At 72.8% G+C, this 20,511-nt stretch carries 19 protein-coding genes; 12 read left to right on the forward strand and 7 right to left on the reverse strand.

Features of this window, described 5'->3' with window-relative positions:
- Positions 1 to 7: 7 nt before the first annotated feature.
- The 10 genes from IF651_RS00080 to IF651_RS00125 all read left to right on the forward strand — a co-directional run bounded on the left by IF651_RS00080 (position 8) and on the right by IF651_RS00125 (position 12,743).
- Positions 8 to 1,066: a PhoH family protein gene (locus IF651_RS00080; protein ID WP_191827061.1), complete on the forward strand. Its 1,059-nt coding sequence runs from the start codon at positions 8 to 10 to the stop codon at positions 1,064 to 1,066.
- Positions 1,063 to 1,515, forward strand: coding sequence for an rRNA maturation RNase YbeY (gene ybeY / locus IF651_RS00085; protein WP_191827062.1), 453 nt, complete (start codon positions 1,063 to 1,065; stop codon positions 1,513 to 1,515). The genes IF651_RS00080 and ybeY overlap by 4 nt, the downstream gene beginning before the upstream one ends.
- The gene (locus IF651_RS00090) at positions 1,512 to 2,855 is read left to right on the forward strand and encodes a CBS domain-containing protein (protein ID WP_191827063.1); all 1,344 of its coding nucleotides are present in this window, start codon (positions 1,512 to 1,514) and stop codon (positions 2,853 to 2,855) included. Before ybeY ends, IF651_RS00090 begins: the two co-directional genes overlap by 4 nt.
- On the forward strand, positions 2,852 to 3,820 hold the full coding sequence (era, locus tag IF651_RS00095; RefSeq protein WP_191827064.1) for a GTPase Era: 969 nt from the start codon (positions 2,852 to 2,854) through the stop codon (positions 3,818 to 3,820). The genes IF651_RS00090 and era overlap by 4 nt, the downstream gene beginning before the upstream one ends.
- Before the next feature lie 23 nt (positions 3,821 to 3,843).
- A complete protein-coding gene (locus IF651_RS00100; RefSeq protein ID WP_191827065.1) occupies positions 3,844 to 5,415 on the forward strand; it encodes an acyl-CoA thioester hydrolase/BAAT C-terminal domain-containing protein in 1,572 nt (523 codons plus the stop codon).
- Positions 5,416 to 5,475: 60 nt separating this feature from the next.
- On the forward strand, positions 5,476 to 6,996 hold the full coding sequence (locus IF651_RS00105) for an outer membrane protein assembly factor BamB family protein (protein WP_206715082.1): 1,521 nt from the start codon (positions 5,476 to 5,478) through the stop codon (positions 6,994 to 6,996).
- Positions 6,997 to 7,104: 108 nt separating this feature from the next.
- Entirely contained in the window at positions 7,105 to 9,096 is a 1,992-nt protein-coding gene (locus tag IF651_RS00110; RefSeq protein WP_191827067.1) for a DUF7937 domain-containing protein, read from the forward strand.
- Positions 9,097 to 9,354: 258 nt separating this feature from the next.
- Positions 9,355 to 11,124: a 2-isopropylmalate synthase gene (leuA, locus tag IF651_RS00115; RefSeq protein WP_191827068.1), complete on the forward strand. Its 1,770-nt coding sequence runs from the start codon at positions 9,355 to 9,357 to the stop codon at positions 11,122 to 11,124.
- A 72-nt stretch (positions 11,125 to 11,196) separates the two neighbouring features.
- Positions 11,197 to 11,946 (forward strand): DNA repair protein RecO, encoded by a 750-nt coding sequence (gene recO / locus IF651_RS00120; protein ID WP_191827069.1) that lies wholly within the window; start codon positions 11,197 to 11,199, stop codon positions 11,944 to 11,946.
- A complete protein-coding gene (locus IF651_RS00125) occupies positions 11,946 to 12,743 on the forward strand; it encodes an isoprenyl transferase (RefSeq protein WP_191827070.1) in 798 nt (265 codons plus the stop codon). The genes recO and IF651_RS00125 overlap by 1 nt, the downstream gene beginning before the upstream one ends.
- A 31-nt stretch (positions 12,744 to 12,774) precedes the next feature.
- Here IF651_RS00125 and IF651_RS00130 read toward each other — a convergent pair whose 3' ends face one another.
- The 6 genes from IF651_RS00130 to IF651_RS00155 are packed head-to-tail and all read right to left on the reverse strand — an operon-like array spanning position 12,775 to position 17,217.
- Positions 12,775 to 13,473 carry an alpha/beta fold hydrolase gene (locus tag IF651_RS00130; protein ID WP_191827071.1) on the reverse strand — a complete coding sequence of 233 codons (699 nt, stop codon included), beginning with the start codon at positions 13,471 to 13,473 and terminating at the stop codon, positions 12,775 to 12,777.
- Positions 13,474 to 13,502: 29 nt separating this feature from the next.
- Entirely contained in the window at positions 13,503 to 14,039 is a 537-nt protein-coding gene (locus IF651_RS00135; protein ID WP_191827072.1) for a hypothetical protein, read from the reverse strand.
- A 1-nt stretch (position 14,040) separates the two neighbouring features.
- On the reverse strand, positions 14,041 to 14,445 hold the full coding sequence (locus IF651_RS00140) for a Fur family transcriptional regulator (protein WP_191827073.1): 405 nt from the start codon (positions 14,443 to 14,445) through the stop codon (positions 14,041 to 14,043).
- A complete protein-coding gene (locus tag IF651_RS00145; RefSeq protein WP_191827074.1) occupies positions 14,442 to 15,410 on the reverse strand; it encodes a metal ABC transporter permease in 969 nt (322 codons plus the stop codon). The genes IF651_RS00140 and IF651_RS00145 overlap by 4 nt, the downstream gene beginning before the upstream one ends.
- Positions 15,407 to 16,240, reverse strand: coding sequence for a metal ABC transporter ATP-binding protein (locus IF651_RS00150; protein ID WP_191827075.1), 834 nt, complete (start codon positions 16,238 to 16,240; stop codon positions 15,407 to 15,409). Before IF651_RS00150 ends, IF651_RS00145 begins: the two co-directional genes overlap by 4 nt.
- Positions 16,237 to 17,217, reverse strand: a complete 981-nt coding sequence (locus tag IF651_RS00155) for a metal ABC transporter substrate-binding protein (protein WP_191827076.1) — start codon at positions 17,215 to 17,217, stop codon at positions 16,237 to 16,239. Before IF651_RS00155 ends, IF651_RS00150 begins: the two co-directional genes overlap by 4 nt.
- A 167-nt stretch (positions 17,218 to 17,384) precedes the next feature.
- Between IF651_RS00155 and IF651_RS00160 the strand changes: the two genes are divergently transcribed.
- Positions 17,385 to 18,788, forward strand: coding sequence for a glycine--tRNA ligase (locus IF651_RS00160; RefSeq protein WP_191827077.1), 1,404 nt, complete (start codon positions 17,385 to 17,387; stop codon positions 18,786 to 18,788).
- A 199-nt stretch (positions 18,789 to 18,987) separates the two neighbouring features.
- On the opposite strand, the gene IF651_RS00165 is transcribed toward IF651_RS00160, so the two are convergent.
- Entirely contained in the window at positions 18,988 to 19,146 is a 159-nt protein-coding gene (locus IF651_RS00165; protein ID WP_191827078.1) for a hypothetical protein, read from the reverse strand.
- 106 nt (positions 19,147 to 19,252) lie between these two features.
- On the opposite strand from IF651_RS00165, the gene dusB reads away from it, so the two are divergent.
- Entirely contained in the window at positions 19,253 to 20,473 is a 1,221-nt protein-coding gene (gene dusB, locus IF651_RS00170) for a tRNA dihydrouridine synthase DusB (RefSeq protein ID WP_191827079.1), read from the forward strand.
- Positions 20,474 to 20,511: the final 38 nt, after the last annotated feature.

Here is a 20,511-nt window from a genome sequence, read left to right on the forward strand (position 1 = left end):
CCGGCCCATGACATCCCTCCCACGCGAATCATCACCCCATCGCGCCGCACCCGGCGGTCGAGCCGGCGAGCACGGGGTCGAGCATCGCATCGTCATCCCCGACCACGTCCCGATGGTCGCGCTGCTCGGCAGCGGCGACACGGTCCTCCGAGCGGTCGAGCAGGGCTTTCCCTCCGTGGACGTCCACGTCCGGGGCAACGAGATCGCCGTGGCCGGGCCGGCCGGCGACGTCGCGCTCGCCTCCCGCCTGCTCGACGAGCTCGTCGACGTGGTCGAGGCCGGCACCCAGCTCACCGCCGACGTCGTCGCACGGTCCATCGGGATGCTGACGGCCGCGACCGCGTCGCGGCCCGCCGAGGTATTGACGCTCAACATCCTGTCGAGCCGGGGCCGCACGATCCGACCCAAGACGGTCGGCCAGAAGCGCTACGTCGAGGCGATCGACGCGAGCACCATCACGTTCGGCATCGGTCCGGCGGGGACGGGCAAGACGTACCTCGCCATGGCGAAGGCCGTGCAGGCGTTGCAGACCAAGCAGGTCAACCGCATCATCCTCACGCGACCTGCGGTCGAGGCGGGGGAGCGGCTCGGCTTCCTGCCCGGCAACCTCGCGGAGAAGATCGACCCGTACCTGCGTCCGCTGTACGACGCGCTCCACGACATGATCGACCCCGACTCGATCCCCAAGCTGGTCGAGGCGGGCACCATCGAGGTCGCCCCCCTGGCGTTCATGCGGGGACGCTCGCTCAACGACTCCTTCGTGATCCTCGACGAGGCGCAGAACACCACGTCCGAGCAGATGAAGATGTTCCTGACGCGGCTCGGTTTCGGCTCGCGGATGGTCATCACGGGAGACGCCACCCAGGTGGACCTCCCGGGTGGCACCGCGTCCGGGCTGCGCGTCATCGAGGACGTGCTGACGGGCGTCGACGACGTGGAGTTCTGCCGGCTGACGTCCTCGGACGTCGTGCGGCACCGGTTGGTGAGCGACATCATCGACGCCTACGAGCGGTGGGACGTGGTGGGGCGGAGCAGGTCCGACGAGGGGCGCGGTGGACGGCGATGAGCATCGAGGTCAACAACGAGACCGAGGCCGAGGTCGACGAGGCCGAGTTCGCGGCGCTCGCGCGCTACGTGCTCGACGCGATGCGCGTGCACCCGCAGAGCGAGCTGTCGGTCCTCTTCGTGGACACCGACGTCATGACCGAGCTGCACGTGCGGTGGATGGACGAGCCGGGACCCACCGACGTGCTGTCGTTCCCGATGGACGAGCTGCGGCCGGGCCGCGAGGGTGACGTCTCGGGACCGGGCCAGCTGGGCGACGTCGTGCTGTGCCCCGAGGTGGCGGCCCGGCAGGCGCTCGCCGCCGGTCACTCGACCGCCGAGGAGATGCTCCTGCTCACGACGCACGGCATCCTGCACCTGCTCGGGTACGACCACGCGGAACCGGAGGAGGAGAAGGAGATGTTCGCGCTGCAGCGACGGCTCCTCCTGACCTTCCTCGCAGACCGGTGAGCGGGGAACCCGTCGCGCTGCTCGCGGCGCTGACCGTGGCCGCGGCGCTGCTCGGTGCGGTGCTCAGCGCGGGCGAGTCCGCGGTGCTGCGCGTCACGCGCGCCGGTGTCGCGCAGGCCACCGGGGCCGCGGAGGCCGGCACCGAGCCCACCACCGCCGTGCGCCGCGCGCTCGACCTGCTGACCGACCCCGCGGCCACGGCACGCTCGGTGGGCTTCGTGCGCGTCGTCGCCGAGGTCACCGCCGTCACCTGCTCGACCCTCTTCGTCGCCGCGTGGCTCGGGCCCTGGTGGCAGGTGCTGCTCGTGGCACTGGGGCTGAGCGTCGTCGTCGGGCTCGTGGTGGTGCGCCTGAGCCCGCGCACGCTGGGCCGACGGCACGCGGTGCGCGTGCTGCTGGCCCTGTCCGGGCTGCTGACCGGGATCGTCGCCGCGACGCGATGGCTCACCCGCCTCGCGCCCGCTCCGGACTCGCAGGCGCACGAGCGCGAGCTGCGAGACATGGTGGACCGCGTCAACGAGTCCGACGTGATCGAGGACGAGGAGCGCGAGCTGATCCGGTCGGTCTTCGAGCTGGGCGAGACGCTCACGCGCGAGGTGATGGTGCCCCGCACGGACATGGTCACGACGTCCCGCGAGACGCGGCTGTCGAAGGTGCTGGCGCTGTTCCTGCGGTCCGGCTTCTCCCGCATCCCCGTGACCGGGACGTCGGCGGACGACCTGGTCGGGGTCGCGTACCTCAAGGACGTGGTGCGGGTGCTCGAGGCGGGCGCCCGTGACCCGGCCCGCACGGTCGGCGAGGTCGCCCGGCCGGCGATCTTCGTGCCCGAGTCCAAGCCCGCCGACGACCTGCTGCGCGAGATGCAGGCGAGCGCGTCGCACATCGCGATGGTCGTCGACGAGTACGGCGGCATCGCCGGACTCGTGACCATCGAGGACGTGCTCGAGGAGATCGTCGGTGAGCTCACCGACGAGCACGACCGGCCCGAGCCGGAGGTCGAGGACCTGGGCGACGGTCGGCTGCGCGTCCCTGCGCGGCTGGGCGTCGAGGAGCTCGGCGAGCTGTTCGGCCTCGAGCTCGACGACGAGGACGTCGACACCGTCGGCGGACTGCTCGCGAAGGTCCTCGGCAAGGTCCCGCTGCCCGGTTCGTCGGCCCGCGTCGGCGACCTGCTGCTCGAGGCCGACCGCGTCGAGGGCCGTCGCAAGCAGCTCGCGACGGTGCACGTCTCCCGCGTCGCCCCTCCCGCCCCGGGCGGCGACGGGTCCGTGCCTACCATCGGATCAGGTGCCCGACACCGTGACCGCTCCACCACCACGACGAAGGACACCGACACGTGAGCCCAGCCACCCCGAAGCCGCCGCAGCAGCCCGAGCACCGCTCCGGGTTCGCCTGCCTCGTCGGGCGACCGAACGCCGGCAAGTCGACCCTGACGAACGCGCTGGTCGGCCAGAAGGTCGCGATCACGTCGGGCCGACCGCAGACGACGCGGCACACCGTCCGCGGGATCGTGCACCGCGACGACGCCCAGCTGGTCCTCGTGGACACCCCGGGCCTGCACCGCCCGCGGACCCTGCTCGGCGAACGCCTCAACGACCTGGTCCGCGGGACGCTCACCGAGGTGGACGTGATCGCGTTCTGCCTGCCCGCGGACCAGAAGGTCGGTCCTGGCGACAAGTTCATCGCGAACGAGCTGGCCGAGGTCCGTCGCGGGCGGCACCGCACCCCCGTCGTCGCCGTGGTCACGAAGTCCGACGTCGTCGACCGTGCGACGCTCGCGGCGCACCTGGTCGCGGTGGACCGCCTGGGCGAGCAGGGCGGCGGCTGGGCCGACATCGTGCCCGTCTCCGCGCAGGACGACTTCCAGGTCGACGTGCTCACCGACGTCCTGGTCGGACTGCTGCCCGAGGGGCCCGACCTCTACCCGGACGGCGAGCTGACCGACGAGCCGGAGGCGATCATGGTCGCCGAGCTCGTCCGCGAGGCCGCGCTCGAGGGCGTGCGCGACGAGCTCCCGCACTCGCTCGCCGTGCAGGTCGAGGAGATCCTCCCCCGCGAGGGGACCGGGGACGAGGCGTCCGGACGCCCGCCGCTGCTCGACGTCCGCGTCAACCTCTTCGTCGAGCGCGACAGCCAGAAGGCGATCGTCATCGGCCGCGGCGGCTCGCGCCTGCGGCACGTCGGCACCCAGGCCCGGCACGGCATCGAGGCGCTGCTCGGGGCACGTGTCTACCTCGACCTGCACGTCAAGGTCGCGAAGGACTGGCAGCGCGATCCCAAGCAGCTGCACCGGCTCGGGTTCTGAGACCGCGGGCGTAGTATTCCTCGGTGATCTTACGGACCGCCGCGACCACGGCCGCACTCGCGATCCTGCTCGCGGTCCTCGGGGCGTTCACCGGCCCGCAGTGGGACCCGGTCCCGGTCACCGAGCATCTCGCCCCCGCGACGTCGGACACGACGATCGGCGGTCAGCCCGCGGGCGGCGCCGACCCCGTCGGCACCTACGAGGTGCGGCAGAGCGGCGTGACGGTCCGGCTCGACGGCACGACGGTGCACGGGGTCGTGCGTGAACCCGTCGGTGCCGAGGGCGAGCGGCCCGGTGTCGTCTTCGTCCACGGCGCCGGCACGGGGAACGCGACCGGGGCGTTCGTCGACGTCGCCACGGAGCTCGCGAGCGCCGGTGTCGTGACGCTCGTGCCCGACAAGCGCCTCGACACGTACACGACCCGGCACCGGGACTACGAGCAGATGGCCCTCGACTACGAGCACTCCGTCGACCTGCTCCGGGCGCGGCCGGGGGTGGACGCCGGGCGGGTGGGCCTGTACGCCGAGTCCGAGGGCACGTGGATCGCACCGGTGATGGCGGCGGACGACCCGGGCATCGGCTTCGTCGTGCTCGTGTCGGCGCCGGTCGTGCCGCCGCGCCAGCAGGCGGCGTTCGCGGTGGACAGCTACCTGCGCAACACGGACGTGCCCCACGGGGTCTTCCGCGCCATCCCGCGCGCGGTCGGCATGGCGATCCCGGGTGGAGGGTTCGAGTACGCGGACTTCGACGTCGAGCCCTACCTCGAGCGTCTCACGCAGCCGGTGCTCGTCGTCTACGGTACGGCGGACCCCTCGATGCCGATCGAGCAGGGGGCGAACCAGGTCATCGACGCCGCCGCCTCCGGCGGGAACGGCGCCGTGACGGTGCGGTACTACGGCGGGGCCAACCACGGCATCAAGGTGGACGACGAGCTCGCTCCCGGGTTCTCGCGCGACGTCTCGGCCTGGGTGTCCTCGCTCCCGGAGAGCGGCACGGCCCCCCCGCAGGTCGCCGGTGCGCAGCCCGCGCAGCAGTTCGTCGCAGGCCCCGTCCCGGTCCCACGGTGGTTCGGCAACGGCGACCTCGTCGTCGGTCTCGTGGTCGCGGGTGGCGTGCTGGTCGTGCTCGGACCTCTGGTCCGGCTCGCCGGGATCGTCGCGACGCGCGTCGACCGGACGCGGGAGGGCCGAGTGCGTGGGCTCGCGCCCGGCTTCGGACGGCCTCTCCTCGGCCTCGGCCTCGGAGCGCTGGTGACGACGGTCGGGCTCGTCGTCTACCTCCTCTCCGTCGCGCGACTCGCGCTCGACTACGAGAAGGACGCGTGGGTGGTGCAGGGCGGCTGGCTCGCCGTGCGGCTCCTGGGGCTCGCGACGCTCGTCGCGGCGGCGTTGCTGCTCAACCGCGCGGCAGAGATCCGCACCGCGCGCCGTGCGGGTGCGACGCACCCGCGGCACGTCGTCGGGGGCGACCGCGTCGTGCCGGTGCGGATCGCGCAGGGTGCCACGGCCTGGATCATGGTGTGGTGTGTCGTGGCAGGGTCCGTCGTCCTGCTGGTCACCCTGGCCTACTGGGGCGTGTACCAGCTCGGGATCTGAGTCGACCGCGGGCGTTCGCCACGCCCGGCAGGTCTCCCGGTCCCGGCATAGCCTGACGGGGTGAGGCGCCGTCGACGGTCCGCGGGCCCGCCGACCGGAACCCGAGGGCGGGTGGCCGGGTCGGCCTCCGCCCCTGCCGCGCACGACGCCGTCCGGTTCGAGATCATCGATCTCGAGGGCACGGCCGACGGCACGGACGGCGGCGTCGGTGGTGTCGGCTTCGGTGCCGCAGGTGCGGGAGCCGGGGGCGACGTGGCGCGGCCCGAGCCGGCGACGACGGACGGTGGCGGCGGGCGGCCGTCTCGTCGACGGCGCTGGTACACGCACCCGGTTCCGTGGGTCGCCGTCGCGGTGGCCGGAGCCTTCGTCGGGTCGGTCGTCCTCACCGACGCGGTGGGGACCGGGGACCGCCCGGACGTGTCGGGCGCCGTCGGGGGGCTGGAACCGATCGACGAGCCGCCGCAGGAGCGGTGGAGCGTCCCCGTCGACCCGCGCGGTGGTCTGATGACCGCTCCCGGTGCGATCGTGACGCTGTCCGACCGGCTCACCGCCTACTCCGTGGAGGACGGCACCACGCTCTGGCAGTCCGAGCAGATCGAGGACCACGCGTCGTGCATGCCTCGGGTCGACGACGTCCCGCGGGCAGTGGTCGTGTGCACCACGGCGGTCGAGGACGAGGGCGTCCGCGTGACGACCGTCGAGTCGACGACCGGTCGCATCGTGGGGGACCGGGTCGTCGCGGCCGCCCCGGCGGCGGTCGCCCTCGTGGGCGACTCCGACCTGGTCCGGGCGACGTGGTCCGGGCGGGACCTCCTGGTGGCACGGGAGGACGCGGCGTCGGGCGAACCACGGTGGGAGCAGCTCGTCGAGCACGACGACACGGCCGGCCAGATGCTCTCCGGGGGGCCGGGAGGCGACGGGGTCATCGTCGACGTCGGGGAGGGCGTGGTGTCCGTCGCGGCGCCCGGCGCGGTGGCGACGTTCACGCTCGACGGTCTGGAGCTGGTGCGCGACGAGGTGTGGACCATCTCACAGCTCTCCGACGGGAGGTACGCCGGGAACGCGTACGGCCGCGGGACCGCGACGGTCTTCACGCGCGACGGCGAGCCGTCGTTCCGGGTCCGCGGGCGTCTGCTCGACCCGCCGATCGACGACGGGTCGGCGCCAGGGGTGCTCGTCGCGAACACCTTCGGCGCGATCGCAGGTCTCGACGCAGCGACCGGTTCCTCCCTGTGGGCCCTCGGCGGCTCGGGGTACCGAGCCGTCGTGCGCGTCGACGGACTGCTCGTCCTGCAGACGGACGCGGCCTACCGCGGCGTGGACACCGCCTCGGGCGAGGAGCGCTGGTTCGCCGAGCTGGACGAGGGTGGGCAGTGGCCGGTGCTGAGCGACGGCACGTCGCTGTTCGTGGTGGAAGGGATGCGGATGCGTCGGGGCGACGCGCCCGACCTCGTGGCGCTGGCGCTCGACGACGGCTCCGTGCGGTGGCGCTGGAACCTGCCGGACGACGTCTACCACGTGCTCGCGGCAGGGGGCAGGCTCTTCCTCCTCAGCTCCGACGAGCTCACCGCCGTCTCGTGAGGTCGCCGCGTGGCCGCTTGAGCCGCGACGGTCGAACCTGTAGAAACGGTCCGGGCGCATGCCCGCACGCGTGCGACCGGCATGGCGTGACAGCTGAGGGAGTGGGACATGAGCAACGAGACCGGAGCCGTGCACGACCCCGAGGTCGTGCCGGCCGGTGCGGGCCAGGGCCCGCCGGACACGGAGGGCGCACCCACGGGCGAGCCCGATGCGTCGAACCCGCAGTCCACGCCCACCGACCCGGACGAGCCCACCCGGGCTCCGGTGCCCAGCCCCTTCGTGGGGATGCCCGTGAGCGACTTCGTGCGCGACGGCGCCGCCGTCCTGCTGCTGCTGGTCTCGCTCACGCACATGTGGAGCCTGGACGGTCTGGCCTCCAGCAAGGTCGACGTCGTGCTCATCACGATCCTCTCCTTGTTCTCGCTGGCGCTGCCGTACGTGGCGCGCGTCGGGGTGCTCCCTGCGACGTGGACGGTGCACACCACGCGACGTGCCCGGCTCGTCGCGAACGCGCCCTACCTGGTGCTGGTCGTCGTGTACCTCCTGATCGACGTCCTCAGCGGCATCGACCTGCTCGGTACGCGTGGCGGGCTGGGGCCGGCGGTGGCGCTCGGCCTCGCCGGGGCGGTCCTCGCGGCGCAGCCGCGGCAGTGCGAGCTGGGCCCGGAGGACCAGGACCGCGAGGTCGGCGAGCGGTGGCTGCGGTCGCTGTTCGTCCTGGGCGGCGTCCTCGCCGTCGGCGTGCTGCTGACCGTGGTCCTGACGCTGGTCGAGAGCAGCGACGCGGGCGTCTCCGTCGTGCTGGCCGTCCTGCTCCAGGCGGCGCTCGTCGTCGCTCTCGTCGGCCTTCCCCTGCTCGGGACGATCAAGCGCGCGGAGAGCGCCCGCCTGACACTCGCCTCGCTGGGGCTCCTCGTGGCGGTGGCGTTCGCGCTCAGCTTCGCGATCCTGATGGAGAGCACCCACGCCGGGAACTTCGGCCTCGTCCTCGTCCCCGCGTTCGGAGCCGTCGCCGCGTCGCCGGCGGTGCGCCGGGCGATGGCGGTCGAGCCCCCGGCCGTGTCGTGGACCGGGGTCGCTGTCCGCTCGCTCGACCTCGTCGTGGTGGTCGCGGGGTTCGTCGCGCTGTCGGGCGTGGTCAGCCTGGTCGCGGGTTTCCACGGTGCGACCGTGATCCTCAGCATCATCCTCGGCCTCGTCGCGGCGGGCGTGGCCCTCGTGGCGCGCCTCGCACTGGCGCGAGACGCCGCGAGCGGTCGGCTCCTCGCGATCGGTCTCGCCGGCGCGGCCGCGCTCCTGGGGATCGTCCTGCTCGTCGTCTCCGGCGGCGGCGTGGTGCACCTGCTCCTCGCGTTCGGGCTCCCGCTGCTCGTCGTCTACGCGCTCACCGTCCCGCGCGAGGTGCGCGACCACTTCGCCGAGACCCGTCCGGGCGACTCCGCGACGGCCGGGGTCCCCAGCGGTGCCTACGAGTGGTCGCCCCCGGCGCCCCGTCCGGCCCGGACCCCGGACACGGGCGGCTACGGCCCGACGTCGTACGGGCCCCCGGCGCAGCAGCCGCAGCCCTGGGCCGGCGCGGGACAGGACGCGACGCAGGTGATCGGTGTGCAGACGATCGAGCCGCAGCGCTCCGGCTACGCCGCCCGGCCCGGCCTCGCCCACGACGGCGGACCGGCCACGGCGGTGCTGCCCCCCTACTCCGGCGAGCAGCCGACGGCGCCCGGGCAGTCCGCGCAGGAGCCCGACCCGTACGCGCCGTCGCAGGGACAGCAGGCACCGGGGCAGTATGCCCAGCAGGGCAACGCGCAGCAGGACCCGGCGGCACAGCAGGGCTACCCCGTGGCAGGGACCCAGCAGGGATACGGGCAGCAGGGCAACGGGCAGCAGGCCTACGCCCCGGCACAGCCCGTGGGGTTCACGGCGCAGCAGGCGCTGGACCCGTCGACCCCCCTCGAGGTGCTCGCGCAGATCGTCCAGGACGCCCCGCACCTGCGTCCTCAGGTCGCCGCGAACCCGTCCACCTACCCTGCCCTGCTCGACTGGCTCGGGAACCTGGGTGACCCCGCCGTGGACGCCGCACTGCGCTCACGCCGCGGCTGATCGATCCGCCGAGAGGCCACGCACCCCGCCGGGACGACGCACGGAGGTCGTCGTCCCGGCGGGGTGAGGTCGTCCCGCACCACGACGCGCCCAGCAGGTGGACGCCGTGGTGCCGTCGGGGCGAGGGGGTACAGTGGCGGGGTGCACCTGATGCGGCAGCTCCTCCTTCGTTGCCGCGGCGAGGCCTAGTAGCCGGTTCCTCGTCGCGGTGGTTGGTGTGCCGGCTGACACCGATCAGGACGACCCGAAGGACCGACGATGAACTTCCCCGCCACCGACACGCGCTTCGCGAACCCGCAGCAGCCGTCGGGAATGCCGACCCACAAGTACGTGCCCTTCCACGAGCAGTTCGACGTCGTGGTGCCCGACCGCACGTGGCCCGACAAGCGGATCACCGCCGCACCGCGCTGGTGCGCCGTGGACCTGCGCGACGGCAACCAGGCACTGATCGAGCCGATGAGCCCGGAGCGCAAGCTGCGCATGTTCGAGCTGCTCGTCGAGATGGGCTACAAGGAGATCGAGGTCGGGTTCCCGTCGGCCTCGCAGACGGACTTCGACTTCGTGCGGATGCTCATCGAGGAGGACCGCATTCCCGACGACGTGGTGATCCAGGTCCTGACGCAGGCCCGTGAGCACCTCATCGCCCGCACCTACGAGTCGATCGACGGGGCGAAGCAGGCGATCGTCCACCTGTACAACTCCACGTCGGTGCTGCAGCGCGAGGTCGTCTTCCGCAGCGACGAGGACGGGATCGTCGCGATCGCCGTCGACGGCGCCAAGATCTGCAAGAAGTACGAGGAGACGATCCCGGGGACGACCGTCTACTACGAGTACTCGCCGGAGTCGTACACCGGGACGGAGCTCGAGTACGCGGCGCGGATCTGCAACGCGGTCCTCGACGTCTTCGAGCCGACCCCCGATCGCAAGGTCATCATCAACCTGCCGGCAACGGTGGAGATGGCCACGCCCAACGTCTACGCCGACTCGATCGAGTGGATGAACCGGCACCTGAACCACCGCGAGAACGTGGTGCTGTCCCTGCACCCGCACAACGACCGTGGCACCGCCGTCGCCGCCGCCGAGCTCGGCTACCAGGCCGGCGCGGACCGGATCGAGGGATGCCTGTTCGGCAACGGCGAGCGCACCGGCAACGTGTGCCTGGTGACCCTCGGCATGAACCTGTTCAGCCAGGGCGTCGACCCGCAGATCGACTTCTCCGACATCGACCACGTGCGCCGCACCGTCGAGTACTGCAACCAGCTGGCCGTGCCGGAGCGGCACCCGTACGCGGGAGACCTCGTCTTCACGGCCTTCTCCGGCTCGCACCAGGACGCGATCAAGAAGGGTCTCGACGCGCTGGCCGCGCGGGCCGAGGCGGCCGGCTCGGGCGTCGACGAGATCACGTGGGCCGTCCCCTACCTGCCGATCGACCCGAAGGACGTCGGCCGGTCCTACGAGGCCGTCATCCGGGTCAACTCGCAGTCCGGCAAGGGCGGCATCTCCTACCTGCTGAAGACCGAGCGCCACCTGGACCTGCCGCGCCGCCTGCAGATCGAGTTCTCCAGGGCCGTCCAGCAGCACACCGACGAGCACGGGTCCGAGGTCAGCGGCGACGACATCTGGCGGATCTTCTCCGACGCGTACCTGCCGGTCGAGCCCGGGTCCGGGCTGGAGCAGTGGGGCCGCCTCAAGCTGCGGGGGACCCGGACGTCCTCGAGCGAGGCGGGGCCGGACACCCTGAGCATCGACGTGGTGGACCGGGGCGAGGAGCTCACCCTGGAGGGGACCGGCAACGGCCCCGTCGCTGCGTTCGTCGACGCGATCGCGCGGGTCGGGGTCGAGGTGCGGGTCCTGGACTACGCCGAGCACGCACTCTCCGAGGGCGGGGACGCGATGGCGGCCGCCTACGTCGAGTGCCAGGTGGGCGACGACGTGCTGTGGGGCGTCGGGATCGACGCGTCCATCACGACGGCCTCGCTCAAGGCGATCGTCTCGGCCGTGAACCGCGCGGAGGGCGCGGCCTCCTAGGGCCGCGCGAGCGCCGCGCCCCGGCACCGGTGTCCTCCGCAGGATGTGGGCGCGATGACGGACAATGGGGCCGTGGTCCTCTACCGAGACGATGCGATCGTCCTGCGCACGCAGAAGCTGGGCGAGGCGGACCGGATCGTCACGCTGCTGACGCGCGAGCACGGGAAGGTGCGCGCGGTCGGCAAGGGCGTGCGGCGCACGACCTCCCGCTTCGGTGCGCGGCTCGAGCCGTTCATGGTGATCGACGTCCAGCTCCACACGGGACGGTCCCTGCACACGGTGACCCAGGTCGAGACCGTCGGTCCGTACGCCCGACGCATCTGCGAGGACTACTCCCTGTACACGGCGGGCACGCCGATGCTGGAGATGGTCGACCGGCTGGTCGCCGACGAGCACGAGCCCGCGGTCCAGCAGTACTGGCTCCTCGCGGGTGCGCTGCGCGCGCTGGCCGACCGCACGCACGCCCCGAACCTCGTCCTCGACTCCTACCTGATGCGCGCGCTGTCCGTGGCCGGCTGGGCGCCGTCGTTCGTCGACTGCGCCCGCTGCGGCGAGCCGGGACCGCACCACGCGTTCGCGGTCGCGCAGGGCGGCGCCGTCTGCTCCCGGTGCCGTCCGCCCGGGTCGACGGCCCCCGCCCCGGAGACGTTCGTCCTGCTCGCGGCGCTGCTCGCGGGGGAGTGGGAGACAGCCGACGCGTCCGACGTGCGGCACCGCAAGGAGGCGAGCGGACTCGTCGCCGCCTACGGCCACTACCACCTGGAGAGAACGTTGAGATCACTGCGCATGGTGGAGCGGGACGACGTCGGGACGGGAGCCTGATGCCGCGCCGCTCGCGCCCGGTGCTGCCCCCCTACGCGCACCCGTCCGGCGCTCGGCCGCCGTCGATCCCGCAACAGTTCGTCCCGCAGCACGTCGCCGTGGTGATGGACGGCAACGGCCGGTGGGCGAACGCTCGCGGTCTGCCCCGCACGGCGGGTCACGAGGCCGGCGAGGCCGCGCTGCTCGACGTCGTGGCGGGCGCGATCGAGATAGGCGTCAAGCACGTCTCGGCCTACGCGTTCTCGACCGAGAACTGGAAGCGCTCGCCCGAGGAGGTCCGCTTCCTCATGGGCTTCAACCGTGACGTGATCCGGCGCCGGCGCGACGAGATGGACTCGTGGGGCGTGCGGGTGCGCTGGGCGGGCCGTCGGCCCCGGCTGTGGACGTCGGTGATCAAGGAGCTCGAGGTCGCCGAGGAGCAGACGAGGGGCAACGACGTGTGCACCCTGACCATGTGCGTGAACTACGGCGGCCGCGCCGAGATCGCCGACGCCGCGGCCGCCATCGCGCGTGAGGCGGCCGCCGGACGGCTCGACCCCGCCAAGGTCAGCGAGCGCACCGTGCAGAGGTACCTCGACGAGCCGGACCTGCCCGACGTCGACCTGTTCCTGCGCAGCTCGGGCGAGCAGCGGACGTCGAACTTCATGCTCTGGCAGGCCGCGTACGCCGAGCTGGTGTTCCTGCCTGAACCGTGGCCGGACGTCGACCGCCGGCACCTGTGGCGCGCTGTCGAGGAGTTCGCGCGCCGCGACCGTCGGTACGGTGGTGCGGTCGACGCCGTCGGGCCGGCGGGCTGACCTGATCGCGGTAGGGGCCGTGCCGACGGCATCAGGTCGGCGGCCGCGCCGCCGCGTCGGCGAGCGCCTCGAGCCGTTCGGCGAGCTCGACCGGTCGGCTCAGCGCGACCAGGTGGCCGCCCGGCATCTCCTCGACGTCGAGGCCGAGGCGGTCCCGTGCCACCGCGCGCTGGAACGCGAGCGGGAAGAGCCGGTCGTCGCGTCCCTGCAGCACCACCGTCGGCACGTCCGGCCAGGCCACGGCCGGCCACGGTTCGGCAAAGCTGCGCGCGGACGGCGTGCGGTCGTCGGCGGCCGCTGCCTGGACGGCGACGTCGGCCGGGACGTCGTGGTAGAAGTCGCCGACAGGGTCGAACGGACCCAGCCCGGCGGCCGCGCGCGCTGCCGCCGAGCCGGTCGCCGCCGACCAGTCGTCGCCCGACTCCCCGGGCAGGGGGATCATCGGGTTGAGCAGCACGAGCAGCCGGACCGGGACCCGCGTGGCGACGAGCCCGCCGACGTAGGCGCCCATCGAGTGCGCGACGACGACGGGTGGTCGGCCGTCGTCCGGCCCGGCGGCGGCGAGGGCCTCGAGCGCGACGTCCGTGAGGCCGTCCCAGCCGAGCCGCTCGTCGTCGTGCGGGAGGTCGACGACGACGGGACGGTGCCCGTGCGCGGTGAGCACGGGGGCCAGGAGCCGCCACGACACCGGGTGCCCCCCGGCGCCGGGCACGAGCAGGAAGGTGGTCATGCGGTGCGGACCGTCGGCGGCCGCCGTTCTCATCGCTCGTCCGGCGACCCCACGGACGTCACGGTCCCGGCCCGGGCGCCGCGACGTCGCCGGGCGACCATCAGCATCCCCACGACCGCGCCGACCAGCAGGAGGAGAGCGGCCGCACCCCACGGCGAGCCGGTCACGGCCGCCGTGGCCGCGACCCACGCCGCCCAGCCGACGGTCGCGTAGATCGTCGCGTGGACCACGCAGCCAACGAGCATCGCCGGCAGGTACCGCGCGAACGGCATCCGCACGACGCCCGCCGCTGCGTTGACCACCGTCTTCGTGCCGGTCGCGAGGAACGACGCGGGGACGGCGACGACCCCCCAGCGTCGTAGCACGGCGATGCCGCGCGCGGTCGAGGCGCCGGAGAGCCAGGCGTGCACGCGCGCCACCCAGGGGCGCACGGGGCGGCTGTGGTCGAGCGACCACACGGTGACCAGACGGGCGAGCCAGTACGTCGCCTGCGTGCGGACGAGGACGACACCGAAGAAGAACGCGAACAGGATCGCGAACGGGGCGTCGTCCAGGGAGTCGGGCACGTCAGGACCGTGCGCCGTCGACCGGTCCCGGCACGGCCGCACAGCTCGCGCACGTGCCGAACAGCTCGATCGTGTGCTGGATGTCGGTGAATCCGTGCGACGTGCCGACCTGGGTCGCCCAGGCCTCGACCGTGGGGCCGTCGATCTCGACGGTGCGCCCGCAGGTGCGGCACACGAGGTGGTGGTGGTGCTCGCGCCGCTCGCAGCGGCGGTAGAGGTTCTCGCCCTCCTCCGTGCGCAGCACGTCGACCTCGCCGCCGTCCGCGAGCGACTGGAGCGTGCGGTAGACGGTCGCGAGCCCGACCCCGTCGCCGCGTGCGCGCAGCAGCTCGTGGAGCTGTTGCGCGCTGCGGAAGTCGTCGAGGTCGTCGAGCGCGTCCGTCACGGCGGCGCGCTGGCGGGTCATGCGTTGCACGTGTCACCTCCCGGTCCCGTGGTGGTCGTGGCCTTGCCCGGTCGCCCGGTGGCGTCGAGCTCGAGGTCGTCCGGGATGTCGGGGTGCGGGTCGTGCGCCGGGTGCGGGCGCCGCCGCACGACGACGGCGCGGCCCAGCGAGATCACGAGGTAGACCCCGAGCGCGAGCACGACGATCATCGCGCCGGGGGAGAGGTAGTACCAGTAGGTGATGGTCAGGCCGGCGACGCAGACGACGACGCCCACGACCGACGCGACGAGCATGGTGCGACGGAACGAGCGGGTGAGGAGCTGCGCGACGGCGACCGGCACGATCATGAGCGCGCTGACCAGGAGCAGGCCCACGACCCGCATGGCGACCGTCACGGTCAGTGCGGCGACGACCGCGACCGCGATGTTGAGCGCGCGGACCGGCAGGCCGGACGCGCGCGCGAACTCCTCGTCCTGGCTCACGGAGAACAGCGCGGCGCGCAGGCCGAGCCCGACGAGCAGGATGACCGCGCTCAGCACGACCGTCAGCACGAGGTCCGCCGTGGTGACGGTCGAGATCGACCCGAAGAGGTACTGCATGAGACTTCCGGAGGAGCCTCCCGCGATCCCGATGAGCAGGACGCCGCCCGCGATGCCGCCGTAGAACAGCAGGGCGAGCGCGAGGTCTCCGCTCGTGCGGCCGCGCTCGCGCACGATCTCGATCGCGACGGCGCCGATCACCGCCGCGACGACGGCGCCGGGGATCGCGAGCACGTCGGCGGGCACGAGACCCATGGCGGCGCCGACGAGCCAGCCGAGCGCGACGCCGGTGAGCGCGACGTGGCCGATCCCGTCGCCGAGCAGCGCGAGGCGGCGCTGCACCAGGTAGGTGCCCACGACGGGGGCGCTGACGCCGACGAGGATCGCGGCGAGGAGTGCGCGCTGCATGAGCGGGTCCGTGAGCATCGCGGTGAGCTCGCTGATCATGAGTCCGTCCTCGGTCCGTGCGTGGTCTCTCGGTCGGGCTGCCAGGAGTCCTCGAGGCCGAGGTGGGGCGCGGTCCCGGCCGGGTCCGCGGGGGCGTGCGGGTGCAGGTGCTGGTGCGCGGCGCTCGCGTGCCCGACGGCGGGGCGCGGCGGGGCGCCGTCGTGCACCACCCTGCCGTGCCGCAGGACGACGGCACGGCCGACCAGGGGCGCGAGCGCGCCGAGCTCGTGGAGCACGACGAGCACGGTGAGCCCGTCGCCGACGAGCCGGGTCATTGTCGTGGCGAAGGCCTGCTGGCTCGGTGCGTCGACCCCGGCGACCGGCTCGTCCAGGACGAGCAGGTCCGGCTCGCGCACCAGGGCACGGGCGATGAGCACCCGCTGCTGCTGGCCGCCCGAGAGCTCGGAGGTCGCGCTCTCGGCCCGGTCGGCGAGGCCGACGAGGTCGAGCGCCGCGGCGGCCCGGTCGCGCCAGTCGCGCGGCAGGCGCAGCCGGGAGCGGCTCAGGAGCCCGGACGCGACCACCTCGGCCGCCGTCGACGGCATGCCCGACTGCGCGCTGACGCGCTGCGGGACGTAGCCGAGCCGGGTCCACGGGACACGGGGGCCGAGCGGGGTGCCGAACAGCTCGACGCTGCCGGCCGCGAGGGGCGTGACGCCCACGAGAGAGCGTACGAGCGTCGACTTTCCCGAGCCGTTCGCACCGAGCAGCGCGACCATCTCGCCGCCGCGGACGTCGAGGTCGATGCCGCGCAGGATCTCGCTGCCACCGAGCCGCACGCGCACGCCACGCGCCGAGATCAAGGGCGCCGCCGGGTCAGGAGCGCTCATCCGCACACGAGCCCGGAGGTCAGGGCGTCGAGGTTGCTCTGCATGACCTCACGGTAGTCCGTCGCACCGTCCGCCAGGCTCTCGATCGGGTCGAGCACCTGGGCGTCGACCCCGAGGTCGTCCGCGAGGGTCTGGGTGACCTTGGGGCTGGTGAGCGTCTCGAAGTAGAGCGTGGTGACGCCCGCGTCGCGCACCACCTCGCCGACCTCGCGGAGCCGGGCGGGTGAGGGCTCGGCCTCGGGGTCGATCCCGGCGATCCCCACCTGGTCGAGGTCGTAGCGCTCGGCGAGGTAGCCGAACGCCTCGTGCGACGTGACGAGCGTCGCGCCCGCGCACGGGGCGAGCGTGTCGGCGTACTCGGCGTCGAGGTCGTCGAGCGACGAGGTGAGCTCCGCGGCGTTGGCCGCGTACTCGTCCGCGTGGTCGGGGTCGGCTGTGGACAGCTCGGCGGCGACCTCGTCCCCGACGGCCGCCAGACGGGTCGGGTCGAGCCAGAAGTGCGGGTCGAGCGCGCCGTGGTCGTGGTCGTCCTCGTGCTCGGCGTGCTCGTGCTCGTCGTGCTCGACGTCGTCCTGACCGCCCGGGGCCCCGGCACCGTTCGGGTGCTCCTCGAGGTGCGCCGCTCCTGCGGCGTCGACCACGTGCTCCGGCGCGCGCTGCTCCACGCCCTCGTCGACCGCGGGCTGGAAGCCCGAGAGATAGACGACGAGGTCGGCGTCGCCGATCTCGCGGACCTGCGCGGGAGCGAGCTCGAGGTCGTGCGGCTCGGCGGCGGGCGGGGTGAGGTTGGAGACCGCGACGTGCGGGCCGCCTACCTGCTCGGCGACGTACTGCAGGGGGTAGAAGGACGCGAGCACCTGGAGCCGCCCGTCGTCGGCCGCACCGGCCCCGGTCGAGCAGCCGGCGACGACGAGGCTGGTGGCGAGGACGGCTGCACCGACGGACGCCCGACGGCGCGGGGCGGGGGATGGGATCATGGTCTCCATTGTCCGCCTTAGTGAGAATGAATGTCAAAACCACTCCCGGTGAAGTTCCCGGTGCGGACGGTCACCGGCAGGTAGTGTGGTCGGTCGGCGCCGACGCGGCGCCCGCCCACCCGTCCAGCCCCCACGAGCCACGTGCGGGGCCGTGAGCTCCAGGAGTGATGTCAGTGGCCGCTGTGCCCTCGCCCACCGCCCGTCTCGACGCCGTCGTCTCCCTCGCCAAGCGGCGCGGGTTCGTCTTCCCGTCGGGCGAGATCTACGGAGGAACGCGCTCCGCGTGGGACTACGGACCCCTGGGCACCGAGCTCAAGGAGAACATCAAGAAGCAGTGGTGGCGATCGACCGTCACGAGCCGCGACGACGTCGTCGGCCTCGACTCGTCGGTGATCCTGCCACGCCAGGTGTGGGTCGCCTCGGGCCACGTCGGCGTCTTCACCGACCCGCTGACGGAGTGCCTGAACTGCCACAAGCGGTTCCGCGAGGACCACATGATCGAGGAGTTCGAGGAGAAGAAGGGCCGCGCCCCGGAAGGCGGCCTCGCCGAGATCGCGTGCCCCAACTGCGGGACGCGCGGCCGGTGGACCGAGCCGCGCGAGTTCAACATGATGCTCAAGACGCACCTCGGTCCCGTCGAGGACGAGTCCGGGCTGCACTACCTGCGCCCCGAGACCGCGCAGGGCATCTTCGTGAACTTCGCGAACGTGATGGGTGCGAGCCGCAAGAAGCCGCCGTTCGGCATCGGCCAGATCGGCAAGTCGTTCCGCAACGAGATCACCCCGGGCAACTTCATCTTCCGCACGCGCGAGTTCGAGCAGATGGAGATGGAGTTCTTCGTCGAGCCCGGGACCGACGAGCAGTGGCACCAGTACTGGATCGAGGCCCGCACCGACTGGTACGTCGACCTCGGCATCGCGCGTGACAACCTGCGCCTCTACGAGCACCCGAAGGAGAAGCTGTCGCACTACTCGACCCGCACGGTCGACATCGAGTACCGCTTCGGCTTCCAGGGCTCCGAGTGGGGCGAGCTCGAGGGCATCGCGAACCGCACCGACTTCGACCTCAGGACCCACGCGGAGCACTCGGGCAAGGACCTGTCGTACTTCGACCAGACCAAGAACGAGCGCTGGGTGCCGTACGTCATCGAGCCCGCCGCCGGCCTGACGCGCTCGCTCATGGCGTTCCTCGTCGAGGCGTACACCGAGGACGAGGCGCCCAACGCGAAGGGCGGGGTGGACAAGCGCACCGTGCTCCGGCTCGACCACCGCCTCGCGCCGGTCAAGGCCGCCGTGCTGCCGCTGAGCCGCAACGAGCAGCTCTCGCCCAAGGCGAAGGACCTCGCGGCCGAGCTGCGGAAGTACTGGAACGTCGACTTCGACGACGCCGGTGCGATCGGTCGTCGGTACCGTCGCCAGGACGAGATCGGCACGCCGTTCTGCATCACGGTGGACTTCGACACCCTCGACGACCACGCGGTCACCATCCGTCATCGCGACTCGATGGCCCAGGAGCGGGTGGCGCTGGACAAGGTCAGCGAGTACCTGGGCGGGCACCTGCTCGGCTCCTGAGCGTCCGTGCCGGTCAGCTCCCGACCTTGCGGTTGCCCCGCCCGACGAGCACGAGCACGACGCCGACGACGATCGCGACGACGCCGGAGCTCCCTGTCGATGGGTGGTGGGAGTGCCAACCACCGAGGGCGGGGCCTCGCGGCCCCGCCCCCGGACGGTAAGTGTCCGCCGGACGGCGGAGCCCCTGCTTCTCGTTGCGCTAGCGCGCGGCGCCCTTCGCCCGGTTCAGCAGACCGATGACGAGGCTCACGACGAGAACGGCGATGCCGATCCAGATGAGCACCTTGGCAGCTTCGATGGCGACGCCCAGAATGAGCAGCACCGCACCGACGATGACGAGGATGAGCCAGAGAGGCATGTTGTCCCTTCCGTCCTTGTCCGACACGGATTGCCGAACCACGGAATGCTGGCACAGGTCGGTGTCGCTCGCTCGTCGAGCGGTGGGTCGGCCCGGTGATGGGACAATGGGACGCGTGACCGCCACGACCTCCCCTCTCGCGGCGCGCACGGAGTCGTCCCGTGTGCTGCCTCCGCTGCACATCGGCCCGCACGTGATCGAGACCCCGGTGGTCCTCGCACCGATGGCCGGCGTGACCAACCGGGCGTTCCGCACGCTCTGCCGCGAGGCCGGTGCGAGCACGGGCGAGCATCCCGGACTGTTCGTCGCGGAGATGGTCACGAGCCGTGCGCTGGTCGAGCGCAACCCGGAGGCGCTGCGTATCGTCACGTTCGGCGCCGACGAGTCCCCGCGGTCCGCCCAGGTGTACGGGGTGGACCCGGTCACCGTGCGGGAGGCCGTGCGGATCATCGTCGACGAGGACCGTGCGGACCACGTGGACCTGAACTTCGGCTGCCCGGTCCCCAAGGTGACGCGCCGTGGTGGAGGGGCCGCGCTGCCGTGGAAGCGGGACCTGTTCGCGGGGATCGTGCGCGCCGCGGTCGAGGCCGCGCGACCGGCCGGCGTCCCGGTCACGGTGAAGATGCGCAAGGGCATCGACGACGACCACCTGACGTACCTCGAGGCGGGCCGCGTCGCCCAGGACCTCGGTGCGGCCGCGGTGGCCCTGCACGCGCGCACCGCTGCCCAGCACTACTCGGGCACGGCGGAGTGGGAGGCGGTCGCCCGTCTCAAGGAGACCGTCACGGACGTCCCGGTGCTCGGCAACGGCGACATCTGGTCCGCCGAGGACGCGCTGCGCATGGTGCACGAGACCGGGTGCGACGGCGTCGTCGTCGGTCGCGGCTGCCAGGGGCGGCCCTGGCTCTTCGCCGACCTCGCCGCGGCCTTCGCGGGACGGCCCGACCGCGTGCGCCCGGGGCTCCGCGAGGTCGCCGGCACGCTCTACCGCCACGGCGAGCTGATGATCGACTACTTCGACGGGGACGAGGGCAAGGGCATGCGCGACCTGCGCAAGCACATGGCCTGGTACCTCAAGGGGTATCCCGTCGGGGGTGACGCACGGCGTGCGCTCGCGATGGTCTCGACCCTTGCCGAGCTGCGAGCGCTGCTCGACGACCTCGACCTCGACTCCCCGTACCCGGGCGAGCCCGCGGAGGGGCAGCGCGGCCGTGCCGGGTCTCCCAGGCAGCCGCACCTGCCCTACGGCTGGCTCGACTCGCGCGAGCTCGACGGCGCGTTCGCCGAGCGGCTGCGCGAGGCCGAGCTGAGCGTCTCGGGCGGCTGACGCCCAGGGAACGGCCGCGGCCGGGGCCCTGCTGCAGG

This window comes from Cellulosimicrobium arenosum (assembly GCF_014837295.1).
Lineage (GTDB): Bacteria > Actinomycetota > Actinomycetes > Actinomycetales > Cellulomonadaceae > Cellulosimicrobium > Cellulosimicrobium arenosum.

Coding starts and splice junctions, on each gene's coding strand:
- IF651_RS00080 (WP_191827061.1), top strand. CDS start 8: ATGACATCCCTCCCACGCGAATCATCACCCCATCGCGCCGCACCCGGC.
- ybeY (WP_191827062.1), top strand. CDS start 1,063: ATGAGCATCGAGGTCAACAACGAGACCGAGGCCGAGGTCGACGAGGCC.
- IF651_RS00110 (WP_191827067.1), top strand. CDS start 7,105: ATGAGCAACGAGACCGGAGCCGTGCACGACCCCGAGGTCGTGCCGGCC.
- leuA (WP_191827068.1), top strand. CDS start 9,355: ATGAACTTCCCCGCCACCGACACGCGCTTCGCGAACCCGCAGCAGCCG.
- IF651_RS00125 (WP_191827070.1), top strand. CDS start 11,946: ATGCCGCGCCGCTCGCGCCCGGTGCTGCCCCCCTACGCGCACCCGTCC.
- IF651_RS00130 (WP_191827071.1), bottom strand. CDS start 13,473: ATGACCACCTTCCTGCTCGTGCCCGGCGCCGGGGGGCACCCGGTGTCG.
- IF651_RS00140 (WP_191827073.1), bottom strand. CDS start 14,445: ATGACCCGCCAGCGCGCCGCCGTGACGGACGCGCTCGACGACCTCGAC.
- IF651_RS00145 (WP_191827074.1), bottom strand. CDS start 15,410: ATGATCAGCGAGCTCACCGCGATGCTCACGGACCCGCTCATGCAGCGC.
- IF651_RS00150 (WP_191827075.1), bottom strand. CDS start 16,240: ATGAGCGCTCCTGACCCGGCGGCGCCCTTGATCTCGGCGCGTGGCGTG.
- IF651_RS00155 (WP_191827076.1), bottom strand. CDS start 17,217: ATGATCCCATCCCCCGCCCCGCGCCGTCGGGCGTCCGTCGGTGCAGCC.
- IF651_RS00160 (WP_191827077.1), top strand. CDS start 17,385: ATGTCAGTGGCCGCTGTGCCCTCGCCCACCGCCCGTCTCGACGCCGTC.
- IF651_RS00165 (WP_191827078.1), bottom strand. CDS start 19,146: ATGCCTCTCTGGCTCATCCTCGTCATCGTCGGTGCGGTGCTGCTCATT.
- dusB (WP_191827079.1), top strand. CDS start 19,253: ATGGGACGCGTGACCGCCACGACCTCCCCTCTCGCGGCGCGCACGGAG.